Origin of the sequence: Cupriavidus malaysiensis (genome assembly GCF_001854325.1) — a bacterium.
GTDB lineage: Bacteria > Pseudomonadota > Gammaproteobacteria > Burkholderiales > Burkholderiaceae > Cupriavidus > Cupriavidus malaysiensis.
Genome location: NZ_CP017754.1, coordinates 3861074 through 3873269, shown reverse-complemented (window position 1 = coordinate 3873269; position 12196 = coordinate 3861074). Strand labels below are relative to the sequence as shown.

General features: G+C 70.7%; 11 protein-coding genes and 1 tRNA gene. 7 read left to right on the top strand and 5 right to left on the bottom strand.

Annotation, left to right across the window (positions count from 1 at the left end; translation table 11 throughout):
• The first annotated feature begins 172 nt into the window (after nucleotides 1-172).
• From hutU to BKK80_RS17475, 7 genes are all read left to right on the top strand, one after another.
• The gene (gene hutU / locus BKK80_RS17505; RefSeq protein WP_071015120.1) at nucleotides 173-1885 is read left to right on the top strand and encodes a urocanate hydratase; all 1713 of its coding nucleotides are present in this window, start codon (nucleotides 173-175) and stop codon (nucleotides 1883-1885) included.
• Nucleotides 1882-2550, top strand: coding sequence for a HutD/Ves family protein (locus tag BKK80_RS17500; protein WP_083384140.1), 669 nt, complete (start codon nucleotides 1882-1884; stop codon nucleotides 2548-2550). The genes hutU and BKK80_RS17500 overlap by 4 nt, the downstream gene beginning before the upstream one ends.
• A gap of 2 nt (nucleotides 2551-2552) precedes the next feature.
• On the top strand, nucleotides 2553-3821 hold the full coding sequence (gene hutI / locus BKK80_RS17495; protein WP_071070342.1) for an imidazolonepropionase: 1269 nt from the start codon (nucleotides 2553-2555) through the stop codon (nucleotides 3819-3821).
• The gene (locus tag BKK80_RS17490; RefSeq protein ID WP_071015114.1) at nucleotides 3818-5212 is read left to right on the top strand and encodes a formimidoylglutamate deiminase; all 1395 of its coding nucleotides are present in this window, start codon (nucleotides 3818-3820) and stop codon (nucleotides 5210-5212) included. Before hutI ends, BKK80_RS17490 begins: the two co-directional genes overlap by 4 nt.
• A gap of 47 nt (nucleotides 5213-5259) precedes the next feature.
• On the top strand, nucleotides 5260-6087 hold the full coding sequence (gene hutG, locus BKK80_RS17485) for an N-formylglutamate deformylase (RefSeq protein WP_071015112.1): 828 nt from the start codon (nucleotides 5260-5262) through the stop codon (nucleotides 6085-6087).
• Between the two features lie 700 nt (nucleotides 6088-6787).
• Nucleotides 6788-8047: a serine hydrolase domain-containing protein gene (locus tag BKK80_RS17480; protein WP_071070340.1), complete on the top strand. Its 1260-nt coding sequence runs from the start codon at nucleotides 6788-6790 to the stop codon at nucleotides 8045-8047.
• A 401-nt stretch (nucleotides 8048-8448) separates the two neighbouring features.
• Nucleotides 8449-8772, top strand: coding sequence for a hypothetical protein (locus tag BKK80_RS17475; RefSeq protein WP_071015106.1), 324 nt, complete (start codon nucleotides 8449-8451; stop codon nucleotides 8770-8772).
• Between the two features lie 94 nt (nucleotides 8773-8866).
• On the opposite strand, the gene BKK80_RS17470 is transcribed toward BKK80_RS17475, so the two are convergent.
• The 5 genes from BKK80_RS17470 to BKK80_RS17450 all read right to left on the bottom strand — a co-directional run bounded on the left by BKK80_RS17470 (nucleotide 8867) and on the right by BKK80_RS17450 (nucleotide 12183).
• Nucleotides 8867-8951 (bottom strand) — tRNA-Leu (locus BKK80_RS17470).
• 88 nt (nucleotides 8952-9039) lie between these two features.
• Entirely contained in the window at nucleotides 9040-9402 is a 363-nt protein-coding gene (locus tag BKK80_RS17465; RefSeq protein ID WP_071015103.1) for an HNH endonuclease family protein, read from the bottom strand.
• An 80-nt stretch (nucleotides 9403-9482) separates the two neighbouring features.
• A complete protein-coding gene (locus tag BKK80_RS17460) occupies nucleotides 9483-10367 on the bottom strand; it encodes an NAD(P)-dependent oxidoreductase (protein ID WP_071070338.1) in 885 nt (294 codons plus the stop codon).
• Nucleotides 10368-10485: 118 nt separating this feature from the next.
• Entirely contained in the window at nucleotides 10486-11655 is a 1170-nt protein-coding gene (locus BKK80_RS17455; RefSeq protein WP_071070336.1) for an ABC transporter substrate-binding protein, read from the bottom strand.
• A gap of 177 nt (nucleotides 11656-11832) precedes the next feature.
• A complete protein-coding gene (locus tag BKK80_RS17450; RefSeq protein ID WP_071016559.1) occupies nucleotides 11833-12183 on the bottom strand; it encodes a DUF1428 domain-containing protein in 351 nt (116 codons plus the stop codon).
• Nucleotides 12184-12196 lie beyond the last annotated feature (13 nt).

The following is a 12196-nucleotide window of genomic DNA, read 5'->3' as shown; positions in this document are numbered from 1 at the left end:
TTCCGCGGATTTGTGACGAATTTGCGATCCAGGACGCCAGACTCCGGGTAGACCCCTAGACGGATTTTCCGCCGGTGGCATGGATTCACCGGACGATTTGGTTTAACCTGTATATACAGGAACATACAGGTACCGCGAGGCTGTCGCGGCCGCCCTATCAAAGGAGCCCCAGATGAACGCCAACGAGCAACTCTTCCAGCATGCCGTCACCCAGCGCGGACCCCGTGAGATCCGCGCGCCGCATGGCAGCCAGCTGCACTGCCGCAACTGGCTGATCGAAGCCGCCTACCGCATGATCCAGAACAACCTCGATCCCGAAGTGGCGGAACGGCCGCAGGACCTGGTCGTCTATGGCGGCATCGGCAAGGCCGCGCGCAACTGGGAGTGCTTCGACGCCATCCTGGACACCCTGCGCCGCCTGGGCGAGGACGAGTCGCTGCTGGTGCAGTCGGGCAAGCCGGTCGGCGTGTTCAAGACCCATGCCGACGCGCCGCGCGTGCTGATCGCCAACTCCAACCTGGTGCCGCACTGGGCCACCTGGGACAAATTCAACGAGCTCGACCGCGCCGGCCTGATGATGTACGGCCAGATGACCGCCGGCTCGTGGATCTACATCGGCTCGCAGGGCATCGTGCAGGGCACCTACGAGACTTTCGTCGAGGCCGGCCGCCAGCATTTCGGCGGCGACCTGTCGGGCAAGTGGATCCTGACCGCCGGCCTGGGCGGCATGGGCGGCGCGCAGCCGCTGGCCGGCGTGCTGGCCGGTGCCAGCGTGCTGGCCGTCGAGTGCCAGGAGTCGAGCATCGACTTCCGCCTGCGCACCCGCTACCTGGACAAGAAGGCCACCAGCATCGACGAGGCGCTGGCCATGATCGCCGAGGCCACCCGCAACAAGCAAGCCATCTCCGTGGGCCTGCTGGGCAATGCCGCCGAGGTGCTGCCCGAACTGGTCAAACGTGCCCAGGCCGGCGGCATGCGCCCCGACATCGTCACCGACCAGACCTCGGCGCACGACCTGGTCAACGGCTACCTCCCCGTCGGCTGGACGGTGGCGCAGTGGGAGGCGGCACGCAAGGCCGATCCCAAGTCGGTGGAGGCGGCCGCGCGGCCTTCCATCGTCGCCCACGTGAAGGCCATGCTGGCCTTCCAGCAGATGGGCGTGCCCACGCTGGACTATGGCAACAACATCCGCCAGGTCGCCTTCGACGAAGGCGTCGAGAATGCCTTCGACTTCCCCGGCTTCGTGCCGGCCTACATCCGTCCCCTGTTCTGCCGCGGCAAGGGCCCGTTCCGCTGGGTGGCGCTGTCCGGCGATCCCGAGGATATCTACAAGACCGACGCGAAGATGAAGGAGCTGTTCCCCGAGGACACGCACCTGCACCGCTGGCTCGACATGGCGCGCGAGCGCATCGCCTTCCAGGGCCTGCCGGCGCGCATCTGCTGGGTCGGCCTGGACGAGCGCCACCGCGCCGGCCTGGCCTTCAACGAGATGGTGCGCAAGGGTGAGCTGAAGGCGCCCGTGGTGATCGGCCGCGACCATCTCGACTGCGGTTCGGTGGCCAGCCCCAACCGCGAGACCGAGGCCATGCGCGACGGTTCCGACGCCGTCTCCGACTGGCCGCTGCTCAATGCCCTGCTCAACACCGCCGGCGGCGCCACCTGGGTCAGCCTGCACCACGGCGGCGGCGTCGGCATGGGCTTCTCCCAGCATTCCGGCGTGGTCATCGTCTGCGACGGCAGCGAGGCCGCCGACCGCCGCCTGGCGCGCGTGCTGTGGAACGATCCGGCCACCGGCGTGATGCGCCATGCGGACGCCGGCTACGACATCGCCATCGACTGCGCGCACGAGAAGGGCCTCGACCTGCCGATGGTGAAGGGCGCATGAGCATGCCCGGGGCCGCGCCGCCGCGCGTCTTCGCGCTGGCGGACATTGCCGCGACGCCGTGGAAGAACGGCGGCGGCCTCACGCGCGAGATCGCCGTGTGGCCGCCCGGGGCCGGCATGGACGACTTCGACTGGCGCGTCAGCGTGGCCGATATCGCCGCCGACGGTCCGTTCTCGGCCTTCCCCGGCATCGACCGCCAGATCGTGCTGCTGTCCGGCGCCGGCGTGCGCCTGTGCGCCGACGACGGCAGCTTCGACCATGCGCTGACCGACGCCGGCGAGCCCTTCGCTTTTTGCGGCGAGACCGGCGTGCAGGCCACCCTGGTCGACGGCGCCACGCGCGACTTCAATGTGATGACCCGGCGCGGCCGTTGCCGCGCGCGCCTCGTGCCGCGGCGGGGGCCCTTTGCGCTGGACGGCGGCCCGCAGGCAGTGTTGCTGCTGGCCGTGGCCGGCCGCTGGCTTGCCGCCGGTGAAGACGGCGCCGCGCCGCAGGCGTCGACCGCCGCGTTCGAGCTGGCGGCCGGTTCCGGCTGGCTTCTCGCCGGCGGCAGCCGGTCAGGCCGTCTCGCCCTGCGCCCTGACCCTGCCGACCCGGCGCAGGCGCCCGGCGTGCCGCTGTGCCTGCAATTGACAATGGAACCCGAACCGGAGACGGAGAGCTGAACATGATCCTGCCCAGCATCCGCACGGCGCCGTCCGCGGACGGCGTCTGGCACAGTTGCCACCTGCTGCCCGACGGCGATCCCGCGCACGCCATCCGCGATGGCGCGCTGGTGGTGCAGGACGGGCGCATCGCCTGGCTGGGTACGGCCGCGGCGCTGCCGCGGGCCTTCGCCGGACTGACCCGGCATGATGCCGGGCAGGCCTGGATCACGCCCGGCCTGGTCGACTGCCACACCCACCTGGTCTACGGCGGCCAGCGCGCCGACGAGTTCGCCATGCGGCTGGCCGGCGCCGACTATGCCGAGATCGCCCGCGCCGGCGGCGGCATCGTCTCCACGGTGCGCGCCACCCGCGAGGCCACCGAGGACGAACTGTTCGCCCAGTCCGCCGCGCGCCTGCAGCCTCTGCTGGCCGAAGGCGTCACCGCGCTCGAGATCAAGTCGGGCTACGGCCTGTCGCTGGAGGCCGAGCGCAAGCAGCTGCGCGTGGCGCGCCGCCTGGGCGAGGCCTGCGGCGTCAGCGTGCATACCACCTTCCTCGGCGCCCATGCCTTGCCGCCCGAGTATGCCGGGCGTGCCGACGACTACATCGCCCTGGTCTGCGACACCATGCTGCCGGCGCTGGCCGCAGAGGGCCTGGTCGACGCGGTCGATGCCTTCTGCGAATCGATCGGCTTCTCGCCGGCACAGACCGAGCGCGTGTTCGCGGCCGCGGCGCGCCACGGCCTGCCGGTCAAGCTGCACGCGGAACAGCTCAGCAACCTCGGTGGCGCCGCGCTGGCCGCGCGTCATCGCGCGCTGTCGGCGGACCATCTCGAGCATCTGGACGAGGCGGGCGTGGCCGCCATGGCCGAGGCCGGCACGGTGGCCGTGCTGCTGCCGGGCGCCTACTATTTCCTGCGCGACACCCACCTGCCGCCGATCGATGCCCTGCGCCGCCACGGTGTCCCGATCGCGGTTTCCACCGACCACAACCCCGGCACTTCGCCGGTCACTTCGCTGCTGCTGATGATGAACATGGCCTGCACCCTGTTCCGCATGACGGTGCCCGAGGCCCTGGCCGGCGTGACCGTCCACGCGGCCCGCGCGCTCGGCGCCGCAGACCGCCACGGCCTGCTGGCGCCCGGGCGCGTGGCCGATTTCGCCTTGTGGCGCATCGGCACGCCGGCCGAACTGGCCTACTGGTTCGGCCGCAACCCGCTGGCGGCAGTGGTGCGCCAGGGCCGTGTGTTCCCGGCCGCGGGCGCCGACTTCAACGGAGGCCGCCCATGAGCCAGGTCGCGCAACAGCGGCTGTTCGCCGCCGACGCCCTGCTGCCGTCCGGCTGGGCGCGCGATGTGCTGCTGGCCTGGGACGAGGCCGGCCGCCTGAGCACGGTGCAGGCCGGCGTGGCCGCGCCGGCCGGCGTGCCGCTCGCTGCGGGCGCGGTCCTGCCCGGCATGGCCAACCTGCATTCGCACGCCTTCCAGCGCGCTTTCGCCGGACTGACCGAGCACCGCACCGGCAGCGACGATTCCTTCTGGAGCTGGCGCACGCTGATGTACCGCTTCGCGCTGCGCCTGACACCCGAGGCGCTGGAGGCCATCGCCACCCAGCTCTATGTCGAGATGCTGCGCGCCGGCTACACCAGCGTCTGCGAGTTCCACTACGTTCATCATGATCCGGACGGGCAGCCCTATGCCGACCCAGCCGAGATGTCGTTGCGCCTGCTGCGCGCGGCCGAGCGCGCCGGCATCGGCATCACGCTGCTGCCGGTGCTGTACCAGACCGCCGGCTTCGGCGGCAGGCCGGCGCTGCCGGAGCAGCGCCGCTTCCTGCTTGGCACCGATGCCATGATGGGCTTGCTGCAGCGGCTGGCAGGCGAGTGCGATGGCGACCGCGCGCGCCTGGGGCTGGCGCCGCATTCGCTGCGCGCGGTGCCGCCGCAGGCGCTGGCCGAGGCCGTGGCGGGCCTGCATGCGCTGGATGCGCAAGCGCCGGTCCACATCCATATCGCCGAGCAGCAGCGCGAGGTCGATGAATGCCTGGCCACCACCGGCGCGCGTCCGGTCGACTGGCTGTTCGAGCATGCCCAGGTCGATGCGCGCTGGTGCCTGGTGCACGCTACCCACATGGACTGGGACGAGCGCCGCCGGCTGGCCCACAGCGGCGCGGTGGCCGGCATCTGCCCCACCACGGAGGCCAACCTGGGCGACGGTGTGTTCGACGCGGCCCCCTACCTGTCGCAGGGCGGCGCCTGGGGCATCGGCTCGGACAGCCATGCCAGCGTCAGCGTGGCCGAGGAACTGCGCCTGTTCGAGTATGGCCAGCGCCTGGCGCTGCAGCGGCGCAACGTGCTCGCATCGGAGACCCATCCCCAGGTGGCGGACCGCCTCTACCTGGAGGCCGTCGCCGGCGGCGCGCGGGCGGCCGGCCGCTCCGTGGCGGGGCTGGCTCCGGGCCAGCGCGCCGATTTCGTCGTGCTGGATGGCGCGCACCCGGCGCTGGCCGGGCTGGGCGGGGCGCAGGCACTGGCGGCCCATGTGTTCGCCAACCACGGTCATGAGACACTAGCGGACGTCCGCACCGCCGGCCGCAGCCGCGTGCGGCACGGCGTCCACCCGCTGCAGGCGGAGGCCGGCCGTGCCTTCGCCGCCGCGCGCGCCGGCCTGCTGACCGACTGAAACCGGCCGCGGCGGCCTCCGGGCCGCCGCACTCCACCGAGAACAAGATGTCCACCCAGCCTCTCTTTTCCACCGACAAGCCCGCTTTCACGCTGCACCGTGGCACGCGTCCGCTGCTGGTGTCGATGCCGCACGTCGGCACCTACGTGCCGGCTGCGCTGGCCGAGCGCTTCACCGACGAGGCGCGCACCGTGCCGGATACCGACTGGCACCTGGAACGCCTGTACGACTTCGCGCGCGAGATGGGCGCCTCCATCCTGGCCGCCACGCACTCGCGCTATGTGATCGACCTGAACCGTCCGCCCGACAACGCCAATCTCTATCCCGGGCAGGACACCACCGGCCTGTGCCCGGTCGATACTTTCGACAAGACGCCGGTCTACGCCGGTACGGGCGCCGGCCCGGACGACGCCGAGATCGCCGCGCGCCGCGATGCGGTCTGGCATCCCTATCATGCCGCGCTGGCCGGAGAACTGGCCCGCCTGCGCGCCGAGCATGGCACCGTGGCGTTGTGGGAAGCGCACTCGATCCGCTCGGTGCTGCCGCGCTTCTTCGAGGGCAGGCTGCCCGACTTCAACCTGGGCAGCGCCAACGGCGCCAGTTGCGACAAGGGCCTGGCCGATCGCCTGCTGGCCATCGCACAGGCCGTGCCGGGCCACACCGCAGTGCTCAACGGCCGCTACAAGGGCGGCCACATCACGCGCTTCTACGGCCAGCCGCAGCAAGGCGTGCATGCCGTGCAGCTCGAACTGGCGCAGTGTGCCTATATGAGCGAGCAATACCCCTTCGCCTACGACGCGCCGCGCGCCACTGCGCTGCAGCCGGTGCTGCGCGACATGCTCGGCACCATGCTGGCCTTCGTCGAAGGCAAGTAAGGCCGGAGATCGCGCCGGGACCCTGCCCTGCGGGCGGGGCGGCGACCGCGCAGGGCGCGCGTTGCCGTCCCCTCGCATAAGGAGGTCTTGTGCATGTCATCAGCTTTCCTTGCTTTACCTGAGGACCGGCCCTGCGCATACTGGCAACGCGCCGGGATGCCGACATCGGGCAAGGCAGGTCGGACAGGTTGCGGTTCCGCCGCCGTCAAGGCAGGCGGGGCCGGTGAGCCGGCCCGAGAGCCGGCCGCCGGGGCAGCCCGGAGGACTGTCGAGAATTTGCGGGGTTGAGCGGTCCTTCACCTGCCGGCGGCGGCATCCCGGCGCATCGGCTCCATCGGCTCCATCGGCTGCATTGCCTGGGTCAGCCCTTTCGACCGCATCGGCGGGCCGCCTGCCGCCACTGTCCCGCGGCAGCCCAACGGGCGATTCCCCTCCGCCTCCCAGGCCGCGCGCATGCACCGTCGCGGTGCCGCTCGCGCCGCGCTTGGCGCGGGAGGGCTGCCGATGTCATGATGGCGGGGTGCGCAACGGCCGGCGATCCGCCCGCTCGCATTCACATTCGCATCAACGGTGTCCTCGCGACTGCGTGCCATGCACGCGGGACGGGCCGCCGCGTGCACCGCAAGGGGCGGCCCGTACCACGCCGGCACCCGCGCCGGTGCCGGCGGCGAGGGCGTGAAGGCAAGGATATGGAGGAGACATGGATATGCAAGGCAGGGAAACGCAAGGGATGTCCCGCGAGCGGCTGGGCCGGATCGAACGTTTCATCGACGACGCCTATGTCGCCAGCGGCAAGCTCCCCGGCGCCCTGGTCCAGGTATGGCGGCGCGGTGAACTGGCGCTGAATTCGGTGCTGGGGCTGGCTGATCGCGAGCGCCAGGTGCCGCTGGCCGAGGATTCCATCTTCCGCATCTATTCGATGAGCAAGCCCGTCACCTCGGTGGCGATCATGATGCTGGTCGAGGAGTGCAAGATCGCCCTGGACGATCCCGTCAGCAAGTACATTCCCGCGTGGGCGAACCTGGGCGTGTACGCGGGCGGCTTCATGGAGAGCTTCCAGACGCGCCCGGTGGCCCGTCCCATGCTGGTGGTGGACCTGCTGCGCCACACCTCCGGCCTGACCTATGGCTTCCAGCAGAACTCCAACGTCGATGCCGCCTACCGCAAGCTCAAGCTGGGCGAGCTGGCCACCGCCGGTACCCTCGACGAGATGATCGAGAAGCTGGCCACGCTGCCGCTCGAATTCTCGCCCGGCGAAGCCTGGAACTACTCGGTCTCCACCGACGTGCTGGGCTACCTGGTCGGCAAGGTCAGCGGCATGCCGTTCGAGACCTTCCTGAAGGAGCGCATCTTCGATCCCCTGGGCATGATCGACACCGCGTTCCACGTGCCGGAAGAGAAGGCCGCGCGCTTCTGCGCCTGTTACGCGGTCGGCGCGCTGGGCTCGAAGGTGTTGTCGGACAAGGGGCCGGTGCTGCAGGACGATCCCCGCACCAGTCCTTATCTGAAGCCACCCGGCTTCGTCTCCGGCGGCGGTGGCCTGGTTTCGACCGCGGCCGACTATATGCGCTTCGCCCGCATGCTGCTGCAGGGTGGCGAACTGGATGGGGTGCGCCTGCTGGGACCGAAGACGCTGGCCCTGATGACGGCCAACCACCTGCCCGGCGGCGCCGACCTGCCGAGCATGTCGCGCTCGATGTTCAGCGAAGCCACCTATGACGGCGTCGGCTTCGGCCTCGGTTTCGCCACCACGGTGACCCCGGCCACCACGCTGATCCCGGGCAGCGAGGGCGATTTCTTCTGGGGCGGAGCGGCCAGCACCTTCTTCTGGGTGGACCCCAAGGAGGACCTGATCGGCCTGTTCCTGACCCAGTTGCTGCCTTCGTCCGCCTATCCGGTGCGGCGTCAGTTGCGCACGCTGGTCTACAGCGCCATCACCGAGCCGGGCCGGGCGCGCTGAGGGCGCCGGCGCGGCCGCTGCGCGCCAGGCCGGAGCAGGGCCCTTGCCTGGCAAGGGCCTTTTTCATGCGCGCTCGTGGTGCAGGCCGGGGGGCGTGCCCCGCATCCTGTAACCAAGCCCGCCGAGGCGGCAAATCCTTGATAGGCTGAAGCATACGAGGCAGCGGCATGCCCGCGGTGGCCAGGCTCGGGCCCGCCGGAGCCTGGCGCGGGCACGCTGCCATCGTCTTGCGGCAAGCGGCGGGATGCACGGGCCGCCGCGATCCTGCAAGCGATCGGGATGGGCGCGTCCGCGCCATCTCCAGGGGCCGCCCCCCGGGCCCTGCACGGCCGGGCGGCGTGTCGGCGCGGGTGCGGATGCGTGGCGGCAACGCCATGGGTGTCCGGCCCCAAGGAGCCATCATGCAAGACCTTGCCTTCCGCACCCTGCTGTATCGCTATTTCTTCTTCAGCTGGCTGTTCAAGGACGCCAGCCGCGGCAACCTGCTCGAGCGCTCCGCGGCCTGGCGCTTCAACCAGTCGCAGTCACGCTGGCTGCCGACCTATATGCGGCGATGGCTGGGCTGCGGGCTGCTGTGCTACGCCCTGGGTGGCTTCGTCGAACTGATGTTGAGCGCGCCGGGGCTGTCGGCCGTCTTCTACGTGCCGGGCGTCCTGAGCGTGCCGATCAACGTGGTCATCGGCGCCATGTGGATCGGCCTGAAGGCCTTGCCCGGGCCGCTGTGAGGCGGCCGGCGTGCCGATCAAGGCACCAATGATGAGGCCGCCAATGATGAGGGCGCCAATGAAAAGGCCCTTCCTTGCGGAAGGGCCTGGATTCTGGTGCCCGGGGCCGGACTCGAACCGGCACGCCTTGCGGCGGGGGATTTTGAGTCCCCTGCGTCTACCTGTTTCACCACCCGGGCGGTGGCTGTCGGCACCACGCTGGTGCCATGCCGAGCCGGGGATTATGCCCGATTTCGCCTGGACCCACAACAGAAGCCGGGGGCGGGCCTAGCGCCCGCGCCGTGCCAGCGTGGTGCGGCTGCGGTCGTAGAACTCCGGCGGCTTGCGGGCGATCCAGCGGATGAAGTCGGCGATGGCGGGGTGGCTGCGCAGGCGCCTCCAGTCGTGGTAGGTGGCGGCGAGCTCGGCTTCGCTGAAGACGGAGTGGATCTTCTGGTGGCAGACCCGGTGCATCTCGACCACCTCGCGCCCGCCCTGGCTGCGCGGCACCGGGTGGTGCAGGTCGGTGCTGGGGCCGGGCACCAGCAGCCGGCCGCACAGCGGACAGCTGGCCGGCGCCGCCGGCGCCGCCGCAAGCGGCGGGCCCTGCTGCGCGTCGTGCCCGGCGCGCAGGTGTCGCTTGACTACCATGGGCGGAAGCGGGGCGAAGGAGGGGACATGGGCGGATTATCGCGCCGGATACCGCCGCACGCTGCGCTTCCGCGTGCCACTCAGCCCCGCTTCGGCGCCGTGTCCAGTTCGAGCACGCGCAGCAGCGACGAGGTGTCATCCTTGCCCCAGCCGCTGTCCATCAACCTGGCGAGCTGCCCGGCGGTGGCCTGCATGGCCGGCAGGGCCAGCCCCAGCTCGGCGGCGATGTCGCCGGCCAGGCCGAAGTCCTTGTCGTGCAGCCTGGCCTCGATGCCGGCGCGGAAGTCCTGCGCGACCATCTTGGGGCCGCACAGGTCGAGCATGCGGCTGCCCGCCATGCCGGTGGCCATCGCCTGCAGCACGCGGCCGGTGTCGACCTGCTGGGCCCGCGCGAAGCGCATGGCTTCGGCGATGCCCTCGATATTGACCACCTGGGCGATCTGGTTGCACAGCTTGGCCACCTGGCCTGCGCCATGGTCGCCGATATGGGTGATGGTCTTGCCCAGCAGCGCCAGCAACGGGCGCACGCGTTCCAGGACCTCGGCCTTGCCACCCACCATGATGGTCAGGCTGGCCGCCTCGGCGCCGGCGGTGCCGCCCGAGACCGGGCAGTCGAGCGCCTCGATGCAGCGTTCGGCGAGCTGCACGGCGATCTCGCGCGTGACGATCGGCGAGATGGTGCTGTGGTCGACGCAGATGGTGCCGGCGGACGCACCTTCGACAACACCCTGCGCGCCGAGCAGTACGGCGCGCACGTCCTCGGACGAGGTCACGTTGGTGAAGACGACGGCGGCGCCCCGGGCGGCCTCGGCCGGTGTGAAGAACGGCTCGGCGCCAAGTGCGCGGGCCGCTTCGGCGGCCTCGGGACGGCGCACGAAGGCGCGCACGGAGTGGCCGGCGGCGAGCAGGTGGCGCACCATGGGCGTGCCCATGGCGCCGAGGCCGATGAAGGCGACGGTGGTCATGTCGGGAAATCCTTGATCCGGGGGTTGCGGGAAGGGTGCGCGGCGGCCCGCACGGCCGCCCGCAGCGCCTGCGGTGCCGCATTGTGGCATGTGCCGCGCGCCCGGCGGCGCGGCCGGCTCATTGCCCGGCGGCGTAGGCGAACTTGCCGTCGCGGATCACGCCCATCACGCGCGAGCGCTGGTCGAAGCCCTGGTGGTCCTTGGCGCTCATGTTCATCACGCCGTTGGGGATGGTCAGGCCGGCGGTGCTTTCGATGGCATCGCGCATGGCCTGGCGGAACTCGCGCGTGCCCGGCTGGGCGCCGCTCTTGAGGGCGCGGCGCGCGGCGTCGTCCAGCAGCATCCAGGCGCCCCAGGCGTCGCCGGCGAACTGGGTCACGCTGTCGGCGCCGTAGCGGGCCTCGTAGCGCTTGGCGAAATCGAGCGCCACCTTCTTGACCGGATGGCTGTCGGGCAGCTGGCGCGCGACCACCACCGGGCCGGTGGGGAACAGCGTGCCCTCGACGTCCTTGCCGCCCACGCGCAGGAAGTCCCAGGTGGCGATGCCGTGGGTCTGGTAGACGCGGCCCTTGTAGCCGCGCTCGCCCAGCGTCTTCTGCGGCAGCACCGAGGGCGTGCCGGCGCCGGCGATCAGGATGGCGTCGGGATTGGCCGCCATCAGCTTGAGCACCTGGCCGGTTACCGAGGTGTCGTTGCGCGAGAAGCGCTCGTTGGCCACCACCTTGATCTTGCGCACCTCGGCCAGCTTGGAGAACTCGCGCCACCAGCTTTCGCCGTAGGCGTCGTTGAAGCCGATGAAGCCGACCGTCCTGATGCCGTGGTTACTCATGTATTCGGTGAGCACGGTGGCCATGTGGGAGTCGTTCTGCGGCATCTTGAACGCCCAGCGCCGCTTGGGATCGCTCTGCGGTTCGACGATGGCGGCCGACGCCGCCAGCGCCACCATCGGCGTCTCGCCTTCCGAGACCGCGTCCAGGGCCGCCAGCGCGGTCGGCGTGATGTTGGGGCCGACGATCACGTCGACCTTGTCCTCGGAGATGAGTTTGCGCACATTGCGTACCGCGCCGGCGGGATCGGAGGCATCGTCCAGCACGATGTACTGCGCCTTCTGCCCGCCCAGGGTGGCCGGCCACATCAGCACCGTGTTCTTGGACGGGATGCCGATGGAGGCGGCCGGGCCGGTGGTGGACACGTCGATGCCGACGCGGATGTCGGCGCGGGCGGGCACGGCGGCGGCCAGGCTCAGGGCAGCCGCGAGCAGGGCGCGGCGGACGGCGGGACGGGGCATGCGGGTCTCCTCTTCGGTCTGTTTTGTCGGCCCGTGCGCCGCGGGCCGGCGCGGCGGGCGCTTGTGGTTGCTTGTGGCTGCGCGTTGCTGCCGGAAGAGGATAGCCGAGGGTGGGCCTTGCACGCCATCCGGGGCGTGCCGGGGGAGCCGGCGGTCGTCGCTGGCAGTCGCCGACGGCTAGGCGTCGACGATCACCTCGAAGCCGCCGAAGATCATGCGCCGGCCATCAAATGGCATGGATTGCTGCTGCTTGAGGCGGGGATCCTCCATGGCCGCGCGCATGCCCCGGTCGCGCGCCTCGCGCGAGGGCCAGGTGATCCACGAGAACACCACGGTCTCGTCCGCCTTGCGCTGCACCGCCAGCGGGAAGGAGGTCAGCTTGCCTTCCGGCACGTCATCGCCCCAGCATTCGACCAGGCCCAGCGCGCCGTGGTCCTTGAACACCACGGCGGCATCCTCGGCCATCTTGCGGTAGATCTCGCGGTTGGCGGTGGGGACGGGGACGACGAATCCTTCGATATAGCTCATGTCGCGCTCCATT

What these genes read in the sequence shown, in the direction of transcription:
- hutU (WP_071015120.1), top strand. Translation starts at nt 173, where the DNA reads ATGAACGCCAACGAGCAACTCTTCCAGCATGCCGTCACCCAGCGCGGA.
- BKK80_RS17490 (WP_071015114.1), top strand. Translation starts at nt 3,818, where the DNA reads ATGAGCCAGGTCGCGCAACAGCGGCTGTTCGCCGCCGACGCCCTGCTG.
- BKK80_RS17480 (WP_071070340.1), top strand. Translation starts at nt 6,788, where the DNA reads ATGGATATGCAAGGCAGGGAAACGCAAGGGATGTCCCGCGAGCGGCTG.
- BKK80_RS17500 (WP_083384140.1), top strand. Translation starts at nt 1,882, where the DNA reads ATGAGCATGCCCGGGGCCGCGCCGCCGCGCGTCTTCGCGCTGGCGGAC.
- BKK80_RS17450 (WP_071016559.1), bottom strand. Translation starts at nt 12,183, where the DNA reads ATGAGCTATATCGAAGGATTCGTCGTCCCCGTCCCCACCGCCAACCGC.
- BKK80_RS17455 (WP_071070336.1), bottom strand. Translation starts at nt 11,655, where the DNA reads ATGCCCCGTCCCGCCGTCCGCCGCGCCCTGCTCGCGGCTGCCCTGAGC.
- hutG (WP_071015112.1), top strand. Translation starts at nt 5,260, where the DNA reads ATGTCCACCCAGCCTCTCTTTTCCACCGACAAGCCCGCTTTCACGCTG.
- BKK80_RS17465 (WP_071015103.1), bottom strand. Translation starts at nt 9,402, where the DNA reads ATGGTAGTCAAGCGACACCTGCGCGCCGGGCACGACGCGCAGCAGGGC.
- BKK80_RS17475 (WP_071015106.1), top strand. Translation starts at nt 8,449, where the DNA reads ATGCAAGACCTTGCCTTCCGCACCCTGCTGTATCGCTATTTCTTCTTC.
- hutI (WP_071070342.1), top strand. Translation starts at nt 2,553, where the DNA reads ATGATCCTGCCCAGCATCCGCACGGCGCCGTCCGCGGACGGCGTCTGG.
- BKK80_RS17460 (WP_071070338.1), bottom strand. Translation starts at nt 10,367, where the DNA reads ATGACCACCGTCGCCTTCATCGGCCTCGGCGCCATGGGCACGCCCATG.